23 protein-coding genes are annotated in these 24855 nt (G+C 44.0%); 15 read left to right on the top strand and 8 right to left on the bottom strand.

What is annotated here, in order from left to right:
• The first annotated feature begins 330 nt into the window (after window positions 1–330).
• From yqaB to luxS, 4 genes are all read left to right on the top strand, one after another.
• Window positions 331–897: a fructose-1-phosphate/6-phosphogluconate phosphatase gene (yqaB, locus tag EL341_RS12200; protein ID WP_074823197.1), complete on the top strand. Its 567-nt coding sequence runs from the start codon at window positions 331–333 to the stop codon at window positions 895–897.
• Entirely contained in the window at window positions 894–1322 is a 429-nt protein-coding gene (locus EL341_RS12195; protein ID WP_074823195.1) for a YqaA family protein, read from the top strand. The genes yqaB and EL341_RS12195 overlap by 4 nt, the downstream gene beginning before the upstream one ends.
• Window positions 1323–1395: 73 nt before the next feature.
• Window positions 1396–2958, top strand: a complete 1563-nt coding sequence (gene gshA, locus EL341_RS12190; protein ID WP_047781593.1) for a glutamate--cysteine ligase — start codon at window positions 1396–1398, stop codon at window positions 2956–2958.
• A 154-nt stretch (window positions 2959–3112) separates the two neighbouring features.
• Window positions 3113–3628 (top strand): S-ribosylhomocysteine lyase, encoded by a 516-nt coding sequence (gene luxS / locus EL341_RS12185; RefSeq protein ID WP_047781592.1) that lies wholly within the window; start codon window positions 3113–3115, stop codon window positions 3626–3628.
• Between the two features lie 73 nt (window positions 3629–3701).
• Here the strand turns inward: luxS and EL341_RS12180 are convergent, their stop codons facing one another.
• Both EL341_RS12180 and EL341_RS12175 read right to left on the bottom strand, forming a co-directional pair.
• The gene (locus EL341_RS12180) at window positions 3702–4997 is read right to left on the bottom strand and encodes a CNNM domain-containing protein (protein ID WP_147280776.1); all 1296 of its coding nucleotides are present in this window, start codon (window positions 4995–4997) and stop codon (window positions 3702–3704) included.
• 72 nt (window positions 4998–5069) lie between these two features.
• The gene (locus tag EL341_RS12175) at window positions 5070–5861 is read right to left on the bottom strand and encodes a cytochrome C assembly family protein (protein WP_074823477.1); all 792 of its coding nucleotides are present in this window, start codon (window positions 5859–5861) and stop codon (window positions 5070–5072) included.
• A gap of 172 nt (window positions 5862–6033) precedes the next feature.
• On the opposite strand from EL341_RS12175, the gene ffh reads away from it, so the two are divergent.
• Window positions 6034–7392, top strand: coding sequence for a signal recognition particle protein (gene ffh, locus EL341_RS12170; RefSeq protein WP_047781590.1), 1359 nt, complete (start codon window positions 6034–6036; stop codon window positions 7390–7392).
• A gap of 190 nt (window positions 7393–7582) precedes the next feature.
• Window positions 7583–8488, top strand: coding sequence for an N-acetylmuramic acid 6-phosphate etherase (gene murQ / locus EL341_RS12165; RefSeq protein WP_074823188.1), 906 nt, complete (start codon window positions 7583–7585; stop codon window positions 8486–8488).
• 31 nt (window positions 8489–8519) lie between these two features.
• On the opposite strand, the gene EL341_RS12160 is transcribed toward murQ, so the two are convergent.
• Complete coding sequence (locus EL341_RS12160; RefSeq protein WP_074823185.1) at window positions 8520–8972, bottom strand: acyltransferase; 453 nt, start codon at window positions 8970–8972, stop codon at window positions 8520–8522.
• A gap of 120 nt (window positions 8973–9092) precedes the next feature.
• Window positions 9093–9416, bottom strand: coding sequence for a MerR family transcriptional regulator (locus tag EL341_RS12155; RefSeq protein WP_074823182.1), 324 nt, complete (start codon window positions 9414–9416; stop codon window positions 9093–9095).
• 164 nt (window positions 9417–9580) lie between these two features.
• On the opposite strand from EL341_RS12155, the gene EL341_RS12150 reads away from it, so the two are divergent.
• Complete coding sequence (locus tag EL341_RS12150; RefSeq protein WP_126467868.1) at window positions 9581–11383, top strand: MFS transporter; 1803 nt, start codon at window positions 9581–9583, stop codon at window positions 11381–11383.
• A 182-nt stretch (window positions 11384–11565) separates the two neighbouring features.
• Here the strand turns inward: EL341_RS12150 and EL341_RS12145 are convergent, their stop codons facing one another.
• Window positions 11566–12690, bottom strand: a complete 1125-nt coding sequence (locus EL341_RS12145; RefSeq protein ID WP_074823179.1) for a M20 family metallopeptidase — start codon at window positions 12688–12690, stop codon at window positions 11566–11568.
• Between the two features lie 473 nt (window positions 12691–13163).
• On the opposite strand from EL341_RS12145, the gene rpsP reads away from it, so the two are divergent.
• Genes rpsP through rplS form a run of 4 tightly spaced genes read left to right on the top strand, consistent with a single transcriptional unit; the run spans window position 13164 to window position 15175 of the window.
• On the top strand, window positions 13164–13412 hold the full coding sequence (rpsP, locus tag EL341_RS12140) for a 30S ribosomal protein S16 (RefSeq protein ID WP_047781585.1): 249 nt from the start codon (window positions 13164–13166) through the stop codon (window positions 13410–13412).
• Window positions 13413–13430: 18 nt separating this feature from the next.
• Window positions 13431–13961 (top strand): ribosome maturation factor RimM, encoded by a 531-nt coding sequence (rimM, locus tag EL341_RS12135; protein WP_047781584.1) that lies wholly within the window; start codon window positions 13431–13433, stop codon window positions 13959–13961.
• A 54-nt stretch (window positions 13962–14015) separates the two neighbouring features.
• Complete coding sequence (gene trmD, locus EL341_RS12130) at window positions 14016–14762, top strand: tRNA (guanosine(37)-N1)-methyltransferase TrmD (protein ID WP_047781583.1); 747 nt, start codon at window positions 14016–14018, stop codon at window positions 14760–14762.
• 56 nt (window positions 14763–14818) lie between these two features.
• A complete protein-coding gene (gene rplS, locus EL341_RS12125) occupies window positions 14819–15175 on the top strand; it encodes a 50S ribosomal protein L19 (RefSeq protein ID WP_047781582.1) in 357 nt (118 codons plus the stop codon).
• Between the two features lie 86 nt (window positions 15176–15261).
• Here rplS and EL341_RS12120 read toward each other — a convergent pair whose 3' ends face one another.
• Both EL341_RS12120 and bamD read right to left on the bottom strand, forming a co-directional pair.
• Complete coding sequence (locus EL341_RS12120; protein WP_126467866.1) at window positions 15262–16443, bottom strand: pyridoxal phosphate-dependent aminotransferase; 1182 nt, start codon at window positions 16441–16443, stop codon at window positions 15262–15264.
• A 201-nt stretch (window positions 16444–16644) separates the two neighbouring features.
• On the bottom strand, window positions 16645–17376 hold the full coding sequence (gene bamD / locus EL341_RS12115; protein WP_047781579.1) for an outer membrane protein assembly factor BamD: 732 nt from the start codon (window positions 17374–17376) through the stop codon (window positions 16645–16647).
• A 133-nt stretch (window positions 17377–17509) separates the two neighbouring features.
• Here bamD and rluD point away from each other — a divergent pair, with 133 nt between their 5' ends.
• From rluD to clpB, 3 genes are all read left to right on the top strand, one after another.
• Window positions 17510–18487 (top strand): 23S rRNA pseudouridine(1911/1915/1917) synthase RluD, encoded by a 978-nt coding sequence (rluD, locus tag EL341_RS12110; RefSeq protein ID WP_047781578.1) that lies wholly within the window; start codon window positions 17510–17512, stop codon window positions 18485–18487.
• A complete protein-coding gene (yfiH, locus tag EL341_RS12105; RefSeq protein ID WP_074823173.1) occupies window positions 18487–19218 on the top strand; it encodes a purine nucleoside phosphorylase YfiH in 732 nt (243 codons plus the stop codon). Before rluD ends, yfiH begins: the two co-directional genes overlap by 1 nt.
• A 134-nt stretch (window positions 19219–19352) precedes the next feature.
• The gene (gene clpB / locus EL341_RS12100) at window positions 19353–21926 is read left to right on the top strand and encodes an ATP-dependent chaperone ClpB (RefSeq protein WP_074823169.1); all 2574 of its coding nucleotides are present in this window, start codon (window positions 19353–19355) and stop codon (window positions 21924–21926) included.
• A 78-nt stretch (window positions 21927–22004) separates the two neighbouring features.
• On the opposite strand, the gene rtcR is transcribed toward clpB, so the two are convergent.
• A complete protein-coding gene (rtcR, locus tag EL341_RS12095) occupies window positions 22005–23603 on the bottom strand; it encodes an RNA repair transcriptional activator RtcR (RefSeq protein WP_074823166.1) in 1599 nt (532 codons plus the stop codon).
• Between the two features lie 215 nt (window positions 23604–23818).
• Between rtcR and EL341_RS12090 the strand changes: the two genes are divergently transcribed.
• The gene (locus tag EL341_RS12090; RefSeq protein ID WP_074823163.1) at window positions 23819–24667 is read left to right on the top strand and encodes a nucleotidyltransferase domain-containing protein; all 849 of its coding nucleotides are present in this window, start codon (window positions 23819–23821) and stop codon (window positions 24665–24667) included.
• Window positions 24668–24855 lie beyond the last annotated feature (188 nt).

Raw genomic sequence — 24855 nt, 5'->3', positions numbered from 1 at the left:
AAATAAAGATGCATAAATACTATTTACATTGTGAGTTTATATTTCGAATCTGTAGCCATTATAGTGAAACTTCAGGCCATATCCATCACAAACACGCTATTTATAGCGCGTCATTGTTACAACTTATTGTTATAAAAACTATATTTTTTGAATTAATTATGATTTTCCTGATGAGGTAGATTAAGCATTAACCCTATGAAAATATGGGTTAATGCTAAGTGCTCATACTGAGAGGTCGAGATTTAACTCAGTAAGCGACATTAATTTAGTTTTACGATAAAGTAACCAAATAGCTTGTTCTCTATCTAACTTAACGTTGTGGGGGCTATCATGTATGACCGCTATCAGGGCCTGATTTTTGACATGGATGGCACATTATTGGATACGGAAGAAGGGCACCGTCAAGCCTGGAGTGAAGTGCTGGCCAAGTATGGTATGGAATTGGATTTACAAGCGGTCATCGGCTTAAACGGATCTCCTTCATGGAAGATTGCCGAGTTTGTGATCGACAGTTATCAGGTAGACTTGGACCCTTTTAAATTGGCTCAGGAAAAGTTTGAGATTGTTGAGTCGATAGTGTTGGACATGGTTAAACCTTTACCTATTGTTGAAGTGGTAAAATCTTACCGTAATAAACGGCCAATGGCGGTGGGAACGGGGAGTATGCATGGTTTTGCTGAAAGATTATTGCAGCACGTTGGATTGAGGGATTATTTTTCCGCGATTGTGGGGGCTGATGATGTTCAGAACCATAAACCGGCCCCGGATACGTTTTTACGCTGTGCTCAACTTATGCAGGTTGCTCCAGCTTCCTGCGTGGTATTTGAAGATGCGCCGTTTGGTCTTCAGGCAGCTAAAGCGGCGGGAATGGATGCCGTGGATGTGCGTCATTTGTGAGTGATACTTTACCCCTACTGGGATTGTTCAGCAGTAGTTTTTTAAGCGCCACGCTATTGCCGGGTAATTCAGAAGTCGTTTTTGCGGCATTATTGACGACGGTTGAAACCGATCCGCTGTTATTACTGGCGGTAGCAATAGTTGGAAATACGTTGGGTGGTTTGACGAATGTTGTTATTGGGCGTTTAGCGCCGATACCAAAACATCATCCACGTTTAGCATTAGCCATGAAGTGGCTACAGCGTTTTGGTGCGCCTGCGCTGTTATTAAGTTGGTTGCCTATTATGGGTGACTTATTATGTTTGTTAGCGGGGTGGCTACGTTTACCCTGGTGGTCAGTCACTTTTTTTATGTTGATAGGGAAATCGCTACGCTATATTGCCGTGATGTTGATAACCCTGAAAGGTCTCTCTTTTTTTAGTTAATAAAGAGAAAGGTAACGGTGTATGAACCAATTATTTTGGCAGGTTGTATGAATATTGATTACGGGAGGTCGAATTGATCCCGGACGTATCTAAAGCGCTATCCTGGCTGGAAGCGCATCCTCAAGCTTTAAATGGTATTCAACGTGGTATCGAGCGAGAAACGCTGCGTATTACGCCGAATGGTCATCTGGCAACAACGCCTCATCCTGAATCTTTAGGTTCAGCGTTAACGCATCGATGGATAACCACCGATTTTGCCGAAGCATTATTAGAATTTATTACCCCGGTCGATCGCAGTGTGGATCATTCATTGGATTTCTTGCGTGATATACATCGTCATGTGAGCCGTGAACTGGGTAGCGAATTAATGTGGCCATTGAGTATGCCGTGCTTTATCAATTCTGAAGATAAAATCGAGTTGGCTCAATACGGTACTTCTAATGCAGGTCGTTTTAAAACGCTATATCGTGAGGGGTTAAAAAACCGCTACGGCGCATTGATGCAAACCATATCCGGCGTTCACTACAATTTCTCATTACCATTGGAATTCTGGCAGGCGCGAGAAGGCATTACTGATGCTGAAAGTGGTAAAGATAAAATTTCGCAGGGTTACTTCCGTCTGATTCGTAACTATTATCGCTTTGGTTGGGTGATACCTTATCTGTTTGGTGCTTCTCCGGCGATTTGCTCTTCTTTTATCAAAGGTCGAGCAACCAAATTACCTTTTGAGAAGCTGAAAAGCGGTGCCTGCTATTTACCTTATGCTACATCACTGCGAATGAGTGATTTAGGGTATACCAATACGGCTCAAAGTAATCTGGGTATTACCTTCAATAACTTAGCCACTTATGTAGAAGGTCTGAAAAAAGCCATTTCTATTCCAGCAGAGCAGTTTAAGTATCTGGATGAGAAGAAAAATGGCCATTATCAGCAGCTCAACAGTCACGTTTTACAGATTGAAAATGAGTTTTATGCACCGATTCGTCCTAAACGAGTAACCCGTAAAGATGAATCGCCATCTGATGCTCTGTTGCGCGGTGGCGTAGAATATATTGAAGTTAGGGCGCTGGATATTAATCCATTCTCTCCTATTGGTATCGATGCCGATCAGGCGCGCTTCCTCGATTTGTTCTTAATTTGGTGTACCTTGGCTGATGCGCCTGAAATGAGCAGTGAAGAACTTCAATGTACGCGCCATAACTGGGATCGCGTGATCCTTGAGGGACGCAAACCAGGCCAGACTATCGGAATGGGCTGTGATACCGCACGTCAACCGCTGGAAATCGTTGGAAAATCACTGTTCGTTGATTTATTGCGAGTGGCGGAAGTTTTAGATGGATCAAATAAAAACTCTCAGTATCAGGATGTTTGCAATAAATTGGTTTCAGCCTTTGAGAATCCTGAATTAACCTTCTCCGGTAGAATGCTACAGGCGATTAAAGATGTTGGTGTCGGTAGTTTTGGTCTGGCATTAGCTGAGCAATATCGTCAGATGCTGCAGTCTGAACCGCTGAGCGTGTTAACTGAAACGGTGCTGGAAGCTGAACGTATTGCTTCTATTCAGCGTCAGAAAGAGATGGAACAACAGGATACGCTGAGTTTTGATGCGTTTTTAGCTGAGCAAAACCAACGTTAATTGGATAAAAGAAAGGCCACATATCTAGTGGCCTATAAACATCTCTTTTGAGGGAAGATGATAACGAGTGTTCTTGTATTTAGTAAGACTCGCTATTTTCTGAAAGGTTTCCTGTTAGAGTAAAAAAAGTTATTTTTTTTTAAAGGTGACGAAAATGCCATTGTTAGATAGTTTTACCGTTGACCATACCCGTATGTCAGCTCCGGCTGTCCGGGTTGCTAAAACAATGAAAACACCACACGATGATACAATTACCGTGTTCGATTTACGCTTTTGTCGCCCGAATATGGAAATTCTGCCGGAGAAGGGCATCCATACCCTTGAACATTTGTTTGCCGGATTTATGCGCGATCATTTGAACGGTAACGGCGTAGAGATTATTGATATTTCCCCTATGGGATGTCGTACCGGGTTTTATATGAGCTTGATCGGTACGCCTGAGGAAGGTCGAGTGGCGAAAGCATGGGAAGCGGCAATGGAGGATATTCTTAAAGTGCAGGATCAGAAAAAGATCCCTGAACTGAATGAATTCCAGTGTGGTACCTATGAAATGCATTCTTTGAAAGAAGCCCATGAGATCGCTCGTCATATTATTGATAGTGGTATTCGGGTTAACAAGAACGATGAGTTAGCGTTGCCAGCGGATAAGCTTAAAGAGTTACATATATAGGCGCTATCTATTGGCCGATGCACTTGCTAAAAAACCGCATTTTTGCGGTTTTTTAGCGATTAACGTAAATAAGTTATCTTCTCTTAAGCTTTTTGGCTGGAGGTTCGTCATTAAGTGGCCGAACCAATACTTGCTTAATCATATTGTTATTCACTTCTATAATATCGACCGAATAATTTTTAAATTCTACGTGCGTGCCAACTTCGGGAATATCTTCAAAGTACTCCAGTAGCAAGCCATTGATGGTTTTTGCTGTTGAAGTAGGCAAATGCCAACCAAAGGCTTTGTTGAGCTCGCGGATACTGGCGCTGCCATCAATATAAACAGAGCCATCAGTTTGCGGAATGACTTCTTCAGCCAAAGAAGGGGACATTGAGGTGGTGAAGTCACCGACGATCTCTTCCAGAATATCCTCTACGCTGAGTAACCCCTGGATATCGCCATATTCATCAACGATGATGCCGACCTTTTCGCGATTACGCTGAAATTTAACTAATTGCACATTTAGCGGAGTACCCTCTGGAATAAAGTAAATTTTATCCGCCGAGCGCAACATCATTTCTTTGGTAAATTCACTTTTTTCCATCATCAATCGGTACGCTTCTCGTACGCGCAGCATGCCAATAGCGTCATCCAGTGAGTCGCGATACAAAACGATACGTCCATGAGGGGAATGCGTCAGCTGCTTGAGAATGTCTTTCCATTCATCATTGACGTTAATACCGATAATTTCCTGACGCGGTACCATAATGTCATCAACGTTAACAATTTCCAGATCCAGAACGGATAACAACATACTCTGGTAACGATGTGAAATCAGCGGGTTTGAAGCGTTAACGATAGTTCTTAGTTCATCTTTGCTGACGGCATCACTGCCTTTAATGTCAGAACGTAGCCCAAACAGATGCATAATAATGCGGGTTATACCATTAAGCAGCCACACTAACGGCGCCATCAGGGTTTGTAGTGGCTTGAGTAATACGCTGCTGGGAAAAGCGACACGTTCAGGATAAAGGGCGGCAATGGTTTTCGGTAGGACTTCTGCAAACACCAAAATAATGAAGGTTAATATACCGGTGGCAATAGCAACGCCCACATTACCATACAGACGAATACCGATAATGGTTGCCAGAGAGGAGGCGAGAATATTGACCAGATTATTACCAATAAGAACCAGACTGATTAAGCGATCGGGACGCTGAAGCAGCTTTTCTACCCGACGCGCCTGTCGATTGCCCTTACTGGCAAGGTGGCGTAGTCGATAACGGTTTAGCGTCATCATTCCTGTTTCTGATGCAGAGAAATACGCTGAAATCAGAACCATAATGACTAAAATGATAATAAGCGTACCGGTTGATACGTCGTCCACCGATGTCTATCCTCCAACAATTATGTATTAATATCCATATTCATTATATGAAGAGGTGGGACAAAATGTCGCTTAATGTGCTAACAGCGCTTGTATTAATCGACTGCCGAAATAGCCCATCGTCAGTAAAAATGCCCCACTCAAGCTGAACCAAACGACTTTGCGTCCCCGCCAGCCTTTACTATGATGGCCCCATAGCAAAACTAAATAAATTAGCCAGGCCATGACCGACAGCGTTGTTTTATGCAGATTATCTTTGTCCAGTAGGTTATCCAGATAAAATATGCCGGTCGTCAACGTTAGCGTTAAAAGAATGACACCAACCTGAGTAATATGGAACATTTTTCGCTCAATGGATAGCAGTGGTGGCATATCCGGACTGAAGCGTAATTTTTTATTTTTTAGTTGATAATCAATCCAGGCAATCTGAATAGCATAAAGAGCAGCGATAATCAGCGTGGCGTAGGAGAATAATGCCAACACAATATGAATCAGCAGAGTAGGGCTGTCTTCCAGATGGGTAATAAATTCCCACGGGCTAAAGCTAGATAACGCAAGATTAATGATTGAGAAACTGTAAACGATAGGTAACAGAATCCAACCGCGATCTTTTGAGGCAACAAACGTCATGATCGCGCTAATCAGCAAACTGGTACCGGAAGCGATATTCAATAAACTCAGGTTTTGACCATTGTCGACGTCAAAAATACGCTGTTGCAGCGAGATTCCATGAAAAACAAGCGCGAATAAAGCCGAGATCAACGTCCAGTGACGATGAAGACCTTTTTTTCTGAGCAGGCTGGGAATAATTAAGCCAAGACTGGTCAGGTACGCTATCAGTGATAATATGGCAAAAACAGGCATAATCATTAATGTTGACATAAACCATGGAAAAAGTTTCCTCAGTATAGCGTTAGTGGCGTTTCCCTCCAACAATTCTCACTAACTATCGATAACTAACCTGAGTATTGTTCGTGTTATACTCGCTAAAATTTTTACCGCTATCGCGGATCATCATAACGTTGGGCATAAGACGATGTTTGAAAACTTAACCGATAGACTATCGCGCACGCTGCGCAACATCAGTGGTCGTGGGCGACTGACTGAAGATAATATTAAAGATACCTTGCGTGAAGTGCGCATGGCATTGCTGGAAGCTGACGTTGCTTTACCGGTTGTTCGTGACTTTATTAATCGTGTCAAAGAGAGTGCGGTAGGGCATGAAGTTAATAAAAGTCTGACGCCGGGACAAGAGTTCGTCAAAATTGTTCGCGATGAGTTGGTAGCGGCAATGGGGGAAGAGAATAACAGTCTCAACCTGGCCGCTCAGCCACCAGCGATTATTTTGATGGCGGGTTTACAAGGGGCGGGTAAAACCACCAGCGTTGCGAAACTGGCCAAATTCTTAAAAGAAAAACAGAAGAAAAAAGTCTTGGTTGTTTCTGCTGACGTCTATCGCCCGGCGGCGATTAGGCAATTAGAAACGCTGGCGGAAGCCATTTCTGTTGATTTCTGTCCATCAGATGCACAGGAAAAACCGGTTGATATCGTTAACCGTGCATTGCAACAGGCTAAACTGAAGTTTTATGACGTTCTGATTGTCGATACCGCTGGTCGTTTGCACGTTGACGAAGCGATGATGGACGAGATTAAGCAGGTGCATGCCGCATTAAATCCGGTGGAGACCCTGTTTGTTGTTGATGCCATGACCGGTCAGGATGCGGCAAATACCGCTAAAGCCTTTAACGAGGCGTTACCATTGACGGGGGTTGTACTAACCAAAGTTGACGGTGATGCTCGTGGTGGTGCTGCATTATCCATTCGTCATATTACCGGTAAGCCGATTAAATTCTTAGGTATTGGTGAAAAGACTGAAGCGTTAGAACCTTTCCATCCGGATCGTATTGCTTCGCGTATTCTCGGTATGGGAGATATGCTCTCCCTGATTGAAGATATTGAGAGCAAGGTCGATCGCGCCCAAGCGGAAAAGCTGGCTAACAAGCTGAAGAAGGGTGATGGCTTTGACCTGACCGACTTCCTCGACCAGTTAAAGCAGATGCGTAATATGGGCGGAATGGCCAGTATGATGAGTAAGTTACCTGGTGCTGGGCAGATCCCTGATAACGTCAAGGCACAGATGGATGATAAGGTGCTGGTGCGTATGGAGGCGATTATCAACTCCATGAGTTTCAAAGAACGTGCTAACCCAGAAATCATCAAAGGTTCACGTAAACGCCGTATTGCTGCGGGCTCTGGTATGCAGGTGCAAGATGTTAACCGCCTGCTAAAACAGTTTGACGATATGCAGCGTATGATGAAGAAAATGAAAAAGGGCGGCATGGCGAAAATGTTGCGCGGTATGAAAGGTATGATGCCTCCGGGTATGATGCGTTAATTATCCATTATTGTTGTCTGTTAAATAAGGAAGATGTTGATAGCTGTTCTTGGCCTGTCACATCTTCCTTTAGTTTAACTGTACCGTGGTCATTGCTTCCTAACATTCCATAATCCCTATTTAGACATGCTGTGATATCTGCTTTAATTAAAAAGCAGATATTAATAACCTTGAGCGCAGAGTGACACCGATGAAAATTGATTTGAGCAAAATGGTAACTGAAAGCCGTAATCAGGCCAGTGAAGATATTGATCGGCTCTCTACGGTTGACATGCTTAGGGTTATTAATGATGAAGATAAAAAAGTAGCCTTAGCGGTAGAGAAAGAAATTAACGCTATTGCAGAGGCGGTTGATGTTATCAGTCAGGCTTTTATCCACGGCGGGCGTTTAATCTACTGTGGTGCTGGAACATCCGGGCGTTTAGGCATTTTAGACGCCAGTGAATGCCCACCAACGTATGGTACTCCGCCGGAGCAGGTCATTGGCCTGATTGCTGGTGGTCATCAGGCTATTTTTAAAGCGGTAGAAAATGCAGAGGATAGTCTGGAGTTGGGCATTCAGGATTTAAAGATGATTGGTTTCAGCGAGCGAGACGTTTTAGTGGGTATCGCAGCCAGTGGTAGAACACCTTACGTTATTTCGGCGATGGAATATGCTAAATCGCTGGGTGCCAAGGTTATGAGTGTGAGTTGTAATCCACAAAGTCCGATCGCTCAGTTGGCCGATATTGCCATTACGCCTATCGTCGGTAGCGAAGTGATTACCGGCTCATCCCGGATGAAAGCGGGAACGGCACAAAAGCTGGTGCTCAATATGCTGACTACTGGCTCAATGATTAAAATTGGCAAAGTGTATGGCAATTTGATGGTTGATGTAGAAGCGACGAATGCCAAGCTGGTGGAAAGACAAAAGAATATAGTGATGCAGGCTACTGAATGTAGTCGAGAAGAGGCAGAAAATGCGCTTTCCCAATGCCAGCGCCACTGTAAAACTGCCATTGTAATGGTATTAACTGGCATGAGTGCAGAACAAGCAAAGCAGGCTTTACAGAGCAGTAAAGGATTTATTAGAGAAGCGATAGCGTCCAACAATTAAGTTAACGTTATTGGGAATCTTCTGGTAGTCGTCATAGCTTCCTTAATAATCGGGCTGGATTACCGGCATAGATGCCTTTTTCAGTAATGGATTTAACTACCACACTACCGGCACCAATCACTGTCCCACTACATATTTTTTCGGCAAGAATGGTAGATCCGCTGCCAATGGAAACATTATCTTCAATAATAATGTGTAGCCAGTCTGAAGCGTCGGGATTAGGCGCTCCCTGAGTGAAAAGATCGTTAGCGAAAGTCACGTTATGGCCAATAAAGCAGTTTTCACCAATGTTGACATTCTCACAGATGAAGGTGTGTGATTGAACGCGGGATTGGCGACCGACTACGCAGTTTTTTTGAATTTCAACAAAGGGGCCGATAAAAACGTCGTCCCCTAAAGTACATCCGTAGATATTAACGGGTGAATAAATAACGACGTTTTTGCCAACCTGTGTATCAGTGATGCCGGATTCTTTAAGTTTCATTCATTATGCTCCGGTCTGTTGTATAGACAGAGGATAAACTTGATGGATTACTCTGGTTATTCAAAAGAGTATCAATGGCTTTCCACATAACTGATAATTTATAAACCGCTATGTTTTTAATTATATAATTTTAGACAGGCTGATAACATTGAGTAAGTTGCCAATCTTTTGTAGTCGTTTCTCGACTTTAGCCGCAGCTCCATCTAATGAGTAGCCATCTTCAATTAACTCCTGAATTAACAGAATTTTTTTTACATTAGCTAAATCAAATTGACGTGAACTTGCTTCAGGATCAACCGACTGGATAATCCCCTTTTCTTGCCAATATCTTAATTTCCTGGTTGGAACCCCAGTCATTTCGGACACTTCACTAATACCAACAATCACATTGCTTAAAAAATCACAGTAAGCCTGTTCTAAGTCTTCAGATTTTTTGTTGTTCATGGCTATTTATTACCTGTATGAATCCTGACTCATTTCATCTTATCGCTAAAGTCGTTATCCATCAAAGAAAGATAGATAAACAATATCGTTGCTTTATTTCTTCAATAATTGTAGTTTAACGACAATTATTGTTGTGTTAATTCATTTTGGGGGAGTGTAAGGGAATGATAAGGTTGTCTCGTGACTTATGTTCACTATGTTTTTTTCCAATAGCTGCTTTATGTATCGTCACTCAGCTATATCTCTTGTTGCCCGTAACATTACTGCTTAGTCGTATTATGGGGGTTAACGAGCAGCAGATTGGGCTGCTTACTTCAGCTTTTATTTTGTTCTATGCCGTTGGCATGTTGATTTGGGGCCCCATTTCAGATCGTTTTGGGCGCAAACGAATCATGTTGATTACCATGGCAGTATTAACCTCACTAACTTTCGCCATTGCTCTGAATGACCATTTTCTTTCTGTGCTCATAATGCGGGCATTTCAGGGTTTCTTTGCAGCGGCTTTTCCTCCGGTCGCATTAGCCTGGATGAGTGAGAATCTTCAGATTAGAAATAAGCTGCGTGGTATTGCATTGATGAGCAGTGCTTTTTTATTATCCGGCATTATCGGTCAGTGGTTTGGTGAAGCGACGATTATTGATGGATTATTTTGGCCAATGTTAATACTTGGTATTTGCTATGGGCTGTCATTCTTGGCTATTTCATTGCTAAAAGATCGGCATACGATTAGTCAGCATACGGGCGTTTTAACGATTATCTCTTCAGTACTTCCCACTCTATTTTCTCATGCGTTACGTAAAGCTTATGCGGCATCATTTTTCATATTGGCCAGTCTAGTTAGTTTTTATATTTATTTAACTCAAGAACCCGCTTTTGCGACTTCTTTAGCAACCATTAACTTGGATCCAGCGGGTCTAAGGTTGATGGCAATTCCCTGTATGTTGATGCCTTTGTTGGTGACAAGGTTTATCACAAAGTATGGGCCAGAAAGAACCATAGCTTATGCATTAATAGCTGCGGGAATATCGTTATTTGGCCAGTATCTTTTTGCCCTGATTCCGATTTGGTTCGTAGTGGTTTTTCATTTGATATTTGTGGCTGCGATTAGCACCGCTATTCCCGGAGTGATTGGCTTAATAAGTCAACGCTCTCTGCCTGAAGTTCGCGGGCTTGCGGTTTCTTTATATACATTCATTTTATTTTTTGGCGTAAGCCTGGGAAATTCGCTTTCTTTACAATATGGAGGAGAGATTATGGTGCCTGTTTTAAGTTTTACACTCACTGGATTAGGTCTATGGATATATGGCATGACCGCTAAAAAGAGCATATCAGTTTCACTACTGGCATTGTTTTCGTTGGTTATGTATTCAGTTTCACCGGTTAAAGCAAATGGATTAAGTAAGGTTGAAGTGATGATGATGAATGTTGACAGTTATAAACAGCGCTTGGCTCTATCTGAGCTGGATTACCAAATATTGTTCACCATTGATGGGTTAATGGATAAACAACCGATTACTTTAAGTAGATATCAGCCTCAAACGAGTGACTCTATTCGCTATGGTTATGCTCAGGTTTCTTTTGTTCTTGATACAGAAGGGCGCCTTAAAGGTTTTGCTCGTATGAGTCCACAATTGGCGGTGGGGCAGCAAGTAAGCAAGGAGAATGCCGAAACTATCGCCAGAGATTTTTTGGCTGAATATGCCGCAGACTTGCTTCCTGTCATGGATGTTCAATGGGTAGCGCCTCACGATGAAGTAGTGTTAGATACGGATGGCAAGAAAATAACCTTAACGGGCATGAAAGTGAAATCCAGAAATCGGGATAACGGCCTCTATTTTTGGGTAATTGTAGCGCCAGATAGTAGCGTTATGGTATTTGAACGAGACATTAACTGGGATTTCATTAGAGCTGGACGTCAAACGGAAAAGTGGTTACACGATAGCTGGTTAAAAAAGCAAAAATGGTAAAACAGGAAGGTAATATTGAGCAGCTTTAATTAAACGGTAAAGTTTTTAATGGGTTTATTGTGCTGTTAACGTTGCTTATGATTTAAATGTTATATAGAAAAACTGCACATAAAATATTAGAAGCCTTAGGCTATTTTTATGTGCAGTTTTTACTTAGTTTGAGACTTCAAATATGACGAGGATCATAACCTAACGATTAACTCTGCCAGTAGCGCAGAACGTTTGGCTAAGTCGTCAATGATAATATGTTCATATTCTGCGTGTGGACCTGCGCCAGTACTGCCTAAGCCATCCAGCGTTGGAATGCCCAAGGCTGCGGTAAAGTTCCCGTCACTACCGCCTCCAACAGAGGCTTCACTAATATCAAAGCCAAGGGCTTTTGCTGCTTCTTGCGCTTTGGCGAACAGTTCTCCAGAAGCTTGATTACGTTCCATCGGTGGACGAACCATTCCTCCGGTGACGGTCAGTTGGATACCGTCAAGTTTGGCAACAGAGCCATAGATAGCATGATGAATTCTTTCTGCTTCATCCAAACGAGTAACCCGCACGTCGATACAGAGGTTAGCCTCTTCTGCCACAACGTTAATTACGCTGCCTCCGCTGGCAACGTCGACGTTAACCGTGGTGCCATTATGTGGCGCATTGAGAGAATGTAGATATTGAATCTGATAAGACATCTCTTGAATCGCGCTAATACCGTCTTCCGGATTATTGCCCGCGTGGGCAGCTTTACCTTTGATATGAACATAAAAACGTCCGGTACCCTTGCGACCAGTTTTTAAGGCACCGTTTCCGGCGGTTGCCGGCTCTACCACCAAAACCTGTTGATAATTTGGAGCCTGTTGTTCAATGATGGCGCGTGAGCTTGGACTACCCAACTCCTCATCGGCATTACATAAGAAGTCAATTTGGCGATCGCCAAGCTGGTTTAGTTTTTTTAATGCTTTCACTGCCCAGATAGCTTGAATCAGTCCACCTTTCATATCCAGAACGCCCGGGCCAAACAGTTTTCCGTCTTCCTGACGTAAGGTTAAGCGCCCGATATCCCAAACCGTATCGAAGTGCCCTAAAATCAGAATCTTTTGCGAGCCGTTACCGATATGAAATGCCAAATGGTTGCCATATTGGGTTTGTGGAAAGGTTTCTGCGGTAACGCCTAAATGCGCTATAAACAGCTTTTGTAACACCTGACCGCAGGCATCAACTGCATTTTTGTTATGGGAAGGCGATTCTGCGTTGGCCAGTTGTTCCAGATCGGACAAGATACTGTTCTGATGTTGGGATAGGTAAGAAAGGATAGCTGACATAATGATAACCTTATTTTTATCATGGAGTCCGAGTATAACGTTAGTTTCAGAGCGAAATAAAATCCTTTTAACCACCCTTTGAGCCCGAGTTCGATAGCGTTTTTACATCAGGTTATGTTTCTTGAACGGGTTAGCAGTCGACAATAGAAAGGGTGAATTTCAAAATTCCGGTTGTTTTTTAAACGAAACGGTGAGTCAGGTCGGGTAAACGGCTATTAGATTTTATTTAATAAAAAAACTAAATGTGCCAAAAAGTAATATAGCGACGCTATCAATTGAATTTATATGGTAAGTTAGCTGGGTTATTAGCCATGCCAAGTTTATTTTGGTTCTCTTTTGGGATTGAATCATTAATATCAGGCGCTTTAGGTTGCTTTTTGCGCCAAAATGAGTAAACTTTTCGGGCTTTTTATATTGCACCAGACCCCGTTCCTCGATGGGGTCTGCGTGTTTTATTAACTAATGAGGATGTTATGGTAACAATTCGTTTAGCTCGTGGCGGCGCAAAAAAGCGTCCGTTTTATCAAGTTGTTGTGACCGACAGTCGTAATGCACGTGACGGTCGCTTCATCGAACGCGTAGGCTTCTTCAACCCGATCGCTTCTGGTCAGGCTGAGCGTCTGCGTTTAGATCTGGACCGTATCAATCATTGGACTGGTCTGGGTGCAACCGTTTCTGATCGCGTTGCTGCGCTGATCAAAGACGCAAACAAAGCTGCATAATTTGTCTGGGTGTCTGCTATGAGCAAGCTACTAAATCCGATAGTTCTTGGGAAACTGGGTTCTACATATGGCATTCGGGGTTGGCTCAGAGTGTTCTCATCCACCGAGCAGTCTGAAAGTATTTTCGATTATCAGCCGTGGTATATCCAGCGGGCTGGTGAATGGCGCGTTATCGAGTTAGAAAGCTGGAAACGCCACAATCAGGATCTGATCATCAAGCTGAAAGGCGTTGACGATCGGGACGTTGCCAATGGATTAACCAATTGCGAAATTGCCGTTGATTCACAACAACTGCCGACCCTGGAAGAAGGGGATTACTACTGGAAAGACCTTATGGGTTGTAAAGTGGTAACCACTTCAGGTTATGAACTGGGTAAAGTCACCGATATGATGGAGACCGGTTCTAACGATGTTCTGGTGGTTAGGGCTAACCTGAAAGATGCTTTTGGTGCGAAGGAGCGTTTAATCCCGTTCCTGGATGGACAAGTTATCAAGAAAGTAGATCTCGCTGCTCAATCGATTGAGGTTGATTGGGATCCTGGTTTCTAACTCCGTATTCGGCGTATTAAACGTCGGGCGGTAGTAGCAAATGGAACGTGAAGTATGTGGATTGGTGTCATTAGCCTGTTTCCCGAAATGTTCCGCGCGATTACTGATTATGGGGTAACCGGCCGAGCAGTAAAAAATGGCCTGCTGAGTGTAAATTGTTGGAGTCCTCGTGACTTCACATACGATCGACACCGTACCGTAGACGATCGCCCATATGGCGGTGGACCTGGTATGTTGATGATGGTTCAGCCCTTACGGGATGCAATACACGCAGCAAAAGCAGCGGCAGGCGAAGGGGCGAAGGTGATTTATCTCTCGCCACAGGGACGCAAACTAGACCAACAAGGGGTTTGCGAACTGGCAACCAGTCAGAAGTTGATTCTGATTTGTGGTCGGTATGAAGGCGTGGATGAGCGCGTAATCCAAACCGAAGTCGATGAAGAATGGTCTATCGGTGATTATGTGCTTAGCGGCGGCGAACTTCCCGCAATGACGTTGATTGATTCCGTCTCTCGTTTTATTCCGGGGGTATTGGGACATCAAATGTCGGCTGAGGAAGACTCGTTTGCTGACGGTCTGTTGGACTGTCCGCACTATACTCGCCCTGAGGTGTTAGATGGCATGGATGTACCGGCAGTATTACTTTCGGGCAACCATGAGCATATTCGTCTTTGGCGCATGAAACAGTCGTTGGGTCGCACCTGGCTTAGAAGACCTGAGCTTCTAAAAAGCCTAGCTCTGACTGATGAGCAAGCAATGTTGCTTAAACAGTTCCAACAGGAACATAAGCAGCAAGACTAATAAGGGAAGGGTAACCGTTCCCGCAGTTTCAGTTTACCTAGGGTAAGAGAGAAATTATGAGCAACATTATTAAGCAAATTGAACAAGAACAGATGAAGAAAGACGTCCCATCATTCCGTCCAGGTGATACTCTGGAAGTGAAAGTATGGGTTGTTGAAGGTACTAAAAAGCGTCTGCAGGCATTCGAGGGCGTGGTTATCGCGATTCGTAACCGCGGTCTGCACTCAGCATTCACTGTTCGTAAGATTTCTAACGGCGAAGGCGTAGAGCGTGTATTCCAAACTCACTCACCGGTCATTGACAGCATTTCTGTTAAGCGTCGTGGTGCCGTTCGTCAAGCTAAACTGTACTATCTGCGTGAGCGTGCCGGTAAGTCTGCTCGTATCAAAGAGCGTCTTGGCAGCAAAGCTTAAGCAACATCCGAAAGCGATTAGTTATACGAAGGGCTTAGCAATGCTAAGCCCTTTTTTTATAGCTGGATTTCATTGTTTATGTTGTATTACACCCAGCCTTTGACACGGAATTCATTCAGTACGCTAACGAAAGTGGTCATCTCTTCCGGCGTACCCAGCGTCAGGCGATTCCAGCCTACTGCTGGTGGGAATTCCCGACCGACAAACACATGATATTCTTTCATTCTATCTTGATAGACTTTTACCTCGCCCGGCACTTTATGGAATATAAAGTTTGCCTGTGAAGGTAAGTACTCCAATCCCAGCTTATCCAGCGCGTTGGTCACAATTTTGCGCGATGTCTCAACCGATGTGCGACTGATGGTCAGGAAGGTTTTATCTTCCAGTGATGCCAATGCGGCTACTGCACCTGCGGTATTGGTATTATCCAAAGAAACAAATGCTTCGACTTGAGAAATAATATCGGGATGGGCAACCGCATAGCCAATGCGCAGTCCGGCCAAGGCATAAATTTTGGAGAAAGTGCGGGTGACCACAACGTTTTTAAATTCTTGCTTGATCAGTTCAATGCCGCTGCGGAAGTGAGAATCGGTAACAAACTCGGCATAGGCTTCATCCAGCAAGAAAAGCGTGCGTTCAGAAGCGGCTTTGATCCATGGCTCAATTTTTTCAGCTGGCGTAATTGTCGCGGTTGGGTTATTTGGGTTGCATAAATAAATGATGGATACCCCAGGGAATTCGTCAGCACACTTTTTCATCGCATCAATATCGAAAGCCAGCTTGTCGTTTAGCGGGACTTTGATGACGGCTACGCCCAGTGCTTTGGCGTAGAGTTCGGCATAGTTAAACGTTGGATCCGGTACAATAACCTGAATTTTCTGGCCGGCTTTCTGAGCCTGATAAATGGCCATCTGAACTACAGCCTGAATAGATTCTGAAGAACCATTACCTAATGAGATATTTTGCGCTTTTAGCTTATGACTTTCGGCTATCTTCTCAATAAGTTGTTCTCTGGCTGCATCCGGATAGCGAAAAGCTTGTGGCAATGCATGAACGATGGCCTGCTGTGCTTTAGACGACATGCCGAGGGAGTTTTCATTGAAGTTAAGCAATAACGGCTGTTGCTTGGTTGGAATAGGTAAAACGCTGGCAATGCTGTTAGCCGTTTGAGTATTTTGGCTAGCTCTGGCTACACCAGAAGCCAGATTACCAAGTGTCAGACCGCCCAAAAGCCAACCTGATGATTTTAAAAGTGTCCGCCGATCCATAAGTATCTCTCTTTATAATGAATTTTTATTCAATTGAAATGGCTCAATTGAATAAATTAGCGAGTTTCATGAATAATGTAAATATTGGCAGATTAAATTTATTAGAGGTGAAGAAGAGATAACATGAAAAGGGAGAGCAGAAGTGAAGAGAACAATCGCTATGCTTATGCATAGCGATTGTGAGTGATACAGGAAAAGCAACTATGCTTTAATATCGTTGGTTTCGATAATCTTTTTGACCTTATCAGCCTGCGCTGGCAGTTGTAACTGACGATAAGCGTTTTCCATTAACGGTAATGCTTTACGAGTTGCTCGTGAGTCAGGATAATCACGCAGCATTTGCTCTACGCGATTAACTACTGCAACAAAAGCGCCGCGCTTAGTGTAATATTGCGCTACGGAAAGTTCATAGTCAGCCAAACGATTGTGTAAGAACACTAAACGTTTTTGGGCGTCTGCGGCATATGCGCTTTGTGGAAAGTTTTGCACTAACTGAGTAAAGTCGCGGAATGCTACGCGGGCATGCTGTGGATCGCGGTCAGAACGGTCAATACCAAAAAAGTTTTGTATGGTATTACCATCAAAGGCCATATCGGTTATGCCACGCATATACATCACGTAATCGATGTTAGGATGCGTTGGATTTAAACGAGAGAAACGATCGATAGTTGCCTGTGCCAATGGTAGATCATCAGCTTTATAGTAAGCGTAGATGAGATCCAGTTGCACTTGTTGCGAATAAGGGCCGAACGGATATCGGTTATCCAGCGCTTCCAGTTGGGTAATTGCTGCGCGGAAGTTACCGCTTTGAAGTTTTTCTTGCGCGGTTGCATACATTTCCGATGGCGGATTATCGGGGATAGTGTCCGATGAGCAACCTGCCAACGTCAGGCTTAATATGGCAGAGGCTACTAAATATTTCATACGCATCATGACGTTTTGCTTATCCTCAGAGTGTTGTTCGGGAAGCTATCCATTCAGCTTCCGATGAGTACCAGTTACAATAGCATAGTATTTTAAACGGCATTGCCGCTAAAACCCAACTTAAAACTTAAGAAGTTATTTTATGTCACAGCAAGTACAACTCACAGCAACGGTTGCCGAGTCGCAACTCGGTCAACGATTAGATCAGGCTTTGGCCGAAATGTTCCCTGATTATTCACGTTCTCGTATAAAAGAATGGATATTAGAGGAGCGCGTGTCGGTAAACGGTCAAATAATCTCCAAACCTAAAGAAAAGGTGCTAGGGGGTGAGTGTATATCAATTGATGCACTGATCGAAGAAGAACTACGCTGGGAAGCTCAAGATATTGCATTAAATATTGTTTATGAAGATGACGACATTATCGTTATTAATAAGCCCAGAGACTTTGTGGTGCATCCCGGTGCTGGTAATCCAGACGGTACGGTATTGAATGCGTTGCTACATCATTATCCACAGATTGCCGATGTGCCACGTGCGGGTATTGTTCACCGATTGGATAAAGATACCACTGGATTAATGGTGGCTGCGAAGACCGTTCCAGCCCAAACACGTTTAGTGGAAGCGCTTCAGGCAAGGGAAATAACTCGGGAATATGAAGCGGTAGCCATTGGTACGATGGCCGGTGGGGGAACCGTTGACGCAGCGATTGCTCGTCATCCAACCAAGCGGACGCATATGTCGGTTTATCCGATGGGCAAACCAGCGGTAACCCATTATCGTATTATGGAGCACTTCCGCGCCCATACCCGTTTACGTTTACGTTTGGAAACTGGGCGGACTCACCAAATTCGTGTGCATATGGCACATATTAGCCACCCATTAGTTGGCGATCAGTTATACGGTGGTCGACCTCGTCCTCCAAAAGGCGCATCTGAAGAATTTATCAAAACATTACGCAGTTTTGACCGCCAGGCATTACATGCCATCATGTTGCGCTTACATCATCCGATATCTGGAGAGCTCATGGAATGGCATGCGCCATTACCTGATGATATGGTACAGCTAATTGCGGCACTACGAGCAGATACTGAAATCTTTAAAGATGAGATGAACTGGTAATGACATCATTAATAACGCCGGAATGGGATTTGCCCGTTGGGGTCAAGTCAGCGAGTACGACACGCCATGGTGGTGTTAGTGCCGCACCTTTTAATACCTTTAATTTAGGGGATCATGTTGGTGACGATGCTGATGCGGTCGCATCTAATCGCCATCGTTTGGTTCAAGAGGTGGGGGTATCCGGCGATATTATATGGCTTGAACAGGTTCATGGTATTGATGTATTAACGCTGAATTCGACTTTGCCTACCTCTCAGCAGGCTGATGCCAGCTACACCAGTACGCCGGGTAAGGTGTGCGCGGTTATGACCGCTGACTGTTTACCGGTACTGTTTTGTTCCGTTGCGGGTAACGAAGTTGCTGCTGCTCATGCCGGATGGCGTGGACTTCAAGCCGGTATTCTCGAACAAACTGTCGGACATTTTAGCGCTGAACCAGAAAACATAATGGCATGGCTGGGGCCGGCTATTGGTCCAGAACAGTTTGAAGTTGGCTCAGAAGTTCGGGATGCTTTTATTAGTGTTGATCCTCAGGCCAAATTGGCCTTTAAAGCCAGGGGCGATAAATATTTAGCTGATATTTATTTGTTGGCTACCCAACGCTTGAATGCATTAGGTGTGCAACATATATATGGTGGAGATTACTGCACGGTAAGCCAACCGGAGTTATTTTTCTCTTATCGCCGAGAGCAACAAACCGGCAGAATGGCCAGTTTAATTTGGCTTGACTAGCCTATTAAAGCTAATGAGTTCCTAATTCTGTGAACTAGCTTTAATAATTTATATTGACTTTAGCCTTGAAAAAAGCAATGGCAACCTTCATCTATACTGCATAGCAACATACTAGTCCTATTCCTGGAGGTGTTATGCGTTTGGATCGTCTTACCAGCAAATTTCAGCTCGCTCTGGCTGATGCACAATCATTGGCGCTGGGTCGAGATAATCAATTTATAGAACCTATTCACTTAATGAGTGCCTTGTTAACTCAGGAAGGTGGAAGCATTGCTCCACTGCTGACTTCAGCTGGCGTTAATGTTAATCGCCTGCGCGGTGACCTGAATGATGCATTGAGTCGTGCTCCACAGGTGGAAGGTGCTGGCGGTGATGTTCAGCCGTCTAATGAATTAGTCCGTATTTTAAACCTGTGTGACAAACTGGCTCAAAAACGTAGCGATAAGTTTATTTCTTCTGAACTGTTTATTCTTGCTGCGTTGCAGGAGCGAGGCCAGTTAGCCGATCTGCTTAAGAAAGCCGGTGCAACTGAAGATCAGATGACGAAAGCCGTCGACCAATTAAGAGGTGGTGAAAGCGTGGATGATGCCAATGCGGAAGATCAACGTCAGGCGCTGAAAAAATATACTATTGACCTGACTGAGCGGGCTGAACAAGGCAAGCTAGACCCGGTTATCGGTCGTGATGAAGAAATTCGTCGTACTATTCAGGTATTACAACGTCGAACCAAAAATAATCCGGTATTAATTGGTGAGCCTGGCGTAGGTAAAACCGCCATCGTCGAAGGTTTGGCCCAGCGTATTGTTAATGGTGAAGTTCCGGAAGGTCTGAAAAATAAACGGGTACTTTCTCTGGATATGGGGGCTTTGATCGCTGGAGCTAAATATCGCGGAGAGTTTGAAGAGCGTCTGAAAGGTGTACTCAGTGATTTAGCTAAACAGGAAGGCAGCGTCATTCTGTTTATTGATGAATTGCACACCATGGTGGGGGCGGGTAAAGGCGACGGTGCGATGGATGCCGGGAATATGCTGAAGCCTGCGTTGGCACGCGGTGAGTTACACTGCGTTGGTGCAACTACATTGGATGAATATCGCCAGTACATTGAAAAAGATGCGGCGCTGGAACGTCGTTTCCAGAAAGTTTATGTGGCTGAACCAACGGTAGAAGATACCATCGCGATTCTGCGTGGTCTGAAAGAACGTTATGAACTGCACCACCATGTGCAAATTACTGACCCGGCCATTGTCGCGGCGGCAACGTTGTCGCATCGTTATGTTTCCGATCGTCAATTACCGGATAAAGCCATTGACTTGATCGATGAAGCTGCATCCAGCATTCGTATGCAGATGGACTCTAAACCTGAGTCATTAGATCGTTTGGATCGCCGGATTATTCAGTTAAAACTGGAGCAGCAGGCGCTGATGAAAGAGTCTGATGATGCCAGTAAGAAACGTCTGGATATGCTGAACGAAGAGTTAGAGCAAAAAGAGCGCGAATACTCTGAATTAGATGAAGAGTGGAAATCTGAAAAAGCGGCATTGTCAGGAACGCAAACCATTAAGACTGAACTGGAACAGGCGAAAACCTCTCTGGAACAGGCTCGTCGAGTTGGCGATTTAGCGCGTATGTCTGAATTGCAGTACGGTAAAATTCCTGAACTGGAAAAACAGTTGGCATTAGCGATGCAGTCTGAAGGCAAGACTATGAAGCTGCTGCGTAATAAAGTGACGGATGCAGAGATTGCTGAGGTTCTGGCGAAGGCGACAGGTATTCCTGTTGATCGGATGCTGGAAGGGGAGCGTGACAAACTGTTGCGTATGGAGCAACAACTCCATGCCCGAGTGATTGGCCAGAATGAAGCGGTTGAAGCGGTATCTAATGCGATTCGCCGTAGCCGTGCCGGTTTATCAGATCCGAATAGACCAATCGGTTCTTTCCTGTTCCTTGGGCCGACAGGGGTAGGTAAAACTGAGTTAGCTAAGGCATTGGCTAATTTTATGTTTGATAGTGATGATGCGATGGTGCGGATCGATATGTCCGAATTTATGGAGAAACACAGCGTTTCTCGTTTAGTCGGGGCACCTCCGGGATACGTCGGTTATGAAGAAGGTGGATACTTGACCGAAGCCGTGCGCCGTCGGCCATATTCCGTTATTTTGCTGGATGAAGTAGAGAAGGCGCATCCGGATGTCTTTAACATTCTATTGCAAGTGTTGGATGATGGCCGCTTGACTGATGGGCAAGGGCGTACCGTTGATTTCCGTAATACGGTTGTCATTATGACCTCTAACTTAGGTTCCGATATGATTCAGGAGCGTTTTGGTGAGTTAGATTATGGTGAAATGAAAGAGTTAGTGATGAGCGTGGTAAGCCATCACTTCCGTCCGGAATTCATCAACCGTATTGATGAAACGGTGGTCTTCCATCCGTTGGGTGAGAGCATGATTAAATCCATTGCACGCATCCAGCTACAGCGTTTGTATCAGCGTCTGGAAGATCGTGGTTATATGATTACCATGTCTGAAGCCGCGTTAGATTTACTGGCAAAAGAGGGTTACGATCCTGTGTATGGGGCACGTCCATTGAAACGGGCGATCCAACAGGAAATCGAAAATCCATTGGCACAGCAAATTTTATCTGGTCAGCTATTACCTGGCGTGCCGGTAGAGTTGGATGTTGAAAATGATAAGATTGTGGCTAAGCAGTAATTCATAATGTAGTGATAATCAATCGAAAAGGGCGACAGATGTCGCCCTTTTTTATACGAAGAAATTGGCCTAAACGCGCTATTTTTCCGCCATCATTTGCTTTAGCTGTTCCCAATTTAAATCAAAACGTGCCAGATATTTTCTTAATCTATCGGCATCGTTGGGATTTTGTTTCTGTTGGCGGGAAACCGCAAACAGTTTTCTGCCGGCTTCTGATAAGCTAACGCTAGTTTTACATACTTCAATGACTGCTTTTAGTTGGTAGTAATCAAATAAGTCTATTGGCTGTTCTATCTCAGGTAAGGCTATTTCTTTTGTGGTATATCCCCAGCCATCTTGTAGACGTTTTATTTCATCGCACACCACGGTGTCAGTAATTCTTCCTGATTCTGCCAGCGTTGCCATGCGAGTTATTGATGCACCTAGTTCGCGAAAGTTGCCTGACCAGAGAGCGTCGCTTGAGGTGGCAAACGTCAGATATTTACGACGCGACTCGGTATTAAAACGGGTTTGTTCCCCATGTTCTCGGGCAAAGCGTGCTAATTCATAATCCAGATTGGGTTCAATATCTTCACTACGTTGGGCAAGCCCCGGTAATTTATAAGTCCACAAATTGATTCGAGCATACAGGTCTTCACGAAATAAACCTTCACTTACCTGTTTACGCAAGTCCCGATGAGTACCAGCGATAAGTTGGAAGTGGCTCTGTACTTCTTTGTCACTACCGAATGGAAAGAATTTTTTCTCTTCAATGGCTTTCAATAGCATCGCTTGCTCATCCAATCCTAATTCGCCTATTTCATCCAGAAATAGCATTCCTCCATCGGCGGTTCGTAGCAGACCAGAACGATCGGTTTGTGCTCCGGTAAATGAGCCCTTAACATGACCAAACAGAGTGGACATAGCGCTATCGCCGCGCAAAGTAGCGCAGTTAACTTCAACAAATCGGCCATTGATTTGGTGTCTTTCCAGCTTTAGTTCATAAATCCGACGAGCCAGAAAAGATTTACCTGCTCCCGTTGGGCCAATCATCAGAATTGGTGCAGTAGAACGAACGGCTACGCGTTCTATCTCTTCAATTAATTTATTAAAAGTGGCATTTCGAGTCGCAATTCCCGCCTTCAGGTACGACAGAGACTGTTCTTTTATTTGTTGAAACCGGGTTGAAATCTGATCGTAGCGGCTCAAATCCAGATCGATGATGGAATATCCTCCGGCAGGATTGACCGGATTTTCTCCTCTGCCGGACTCTCTATCCGGCATTGTTTGCACCAGTTTAGCCGGAAGATAGCGCGCCTCCGTTAGCAAGAACCAGCATATCTGGACAACGTGAGTACCGGTGGTGATATGCACCAAATATTCTTCATTGTCTGGATCGAAGGGATAGTGCTCGGCAAAATCCAACAGAGTGGTATAGACCTCTTCAATATCCCAAGGATTGTGTAGCGTGATTGGCGTTAGCTTAACTTCGGTTTGTGGTGAGGTTTGTTGAATATCTTCGGCGACTTGCTCAGCCATACCACGATCTCTAGGCTGGTGGAGCAGTTCTAATCTGTCCAGAGGCAAATCTGCTTGCTGACATAAACCGATAGTTGGGCGCCACTTATTCCAGCGATTTTCACGTTTGCCACGTTTATCCAGTACCGTCCCTAATACGCCAATTGCTACTCGCTTCATTCCTTATCCCTGAATATAAATATTATCTGCAAGAATAAGATATCTTACTTTTCTTTCTGCGGCTATAAAGCAAATGATTTGACGGATTTTTATTAAGGTATTTTAAAACAATGGATTACGTGGTTTTTTTCAAGGTTGCAGAAAGTTGGCACGCAATTAGCTATATCTTGTCGGTGAATAGATGAGAATTATTGAAAATATAAGGAGTCGATAATATGGAAAACGGTTTACTGATAACAAAAAGATCGTTGTCGGCTGATGAACATCCTGTTTCTGTGGAAATGAAAAAACGCGTACTGGAAGAACTGACGGAAATTGAACGGAAGTTCGACGTTAAAATTCTTTACGCCTGTGAGTCAGGAAGTCGTGGATGGGGATTTGCATCCACAGACAGCGATTATGACGTACGGTTTATCTATGTTCATAAGCCTGGGTGGTATTTAACGGTGGAACCTGGTCGTGATGTGATTGAAAGACCGTTGGATGATGAGTTAGATATCAGTGGTTGGGAATTGCGTAAAACGCTGGGGTTACTAAAACGGGCTAACCCAACACTACTGGAATGGTTGGACTCTCCCATTGTGTATCGGCAGGATGAAGCGTTTATGACGGTTTTACGCGAGCTGGCCGTTGAGTTCTTTTCTGGATTAAGGGCGAAATATCACTATCTGTCGATGGCCAAAAAGAATTTTCGCGGCTATCTACAGGGAGAAAGCGTCAGGCTGAAAAAATACCTTTATGTATTGCGTCCATTATTAGCGGTTAAATGGATAGAAGAACGATCAACGGTTCCGCCTATGCCATTCTCACTATTGCTGGATATTGTTCATGATAAAGCATTACTGTCCGAAATAGATTATCTGCTTGAGATAAAGAGGAGCCATACAGAATCTCAGTATGGTAGCCGGCTGGCATGTATTCATCATTTTATTGAACAAGAGTTGGACCGGTATGGGTTAAAAGCATTTGATGAATGTGCTGAGGAGTCAAAGCAAGATACGAGTGCGCTGGATACACTTTTGTATCGAGTCGTTATGTTTGAGCATGATAACAAAGCTTTTTAAATGAGGTTTAGTGAATATTCTGCTCGCTATCAATGGCGAGCAGAATATATATCCAATAGGAAAATGCTGGATAGAGCATGTTATCAGGATAGAGTAAAAGTCTATGACAGAGATATAAGGGTAAAATGAAGTTGATAAAAATGGAAAGATCTCTGTAGAAAGAACGTTCACTGATTGAAATTGTTGTC

It is taken from the genome of Pragia fontium (genome assembly GCF_900638655.1).
GTDB classification, from domain to species: Bacteria; Pseudomonadota; Gammaproteobacteria; order Enterobacterales; family Enterobacteriaceae; genus Pragia; species Pragia fontium.
This window is presented reverse-complemented; position numbering and strand designations above follow the sequence as displayed.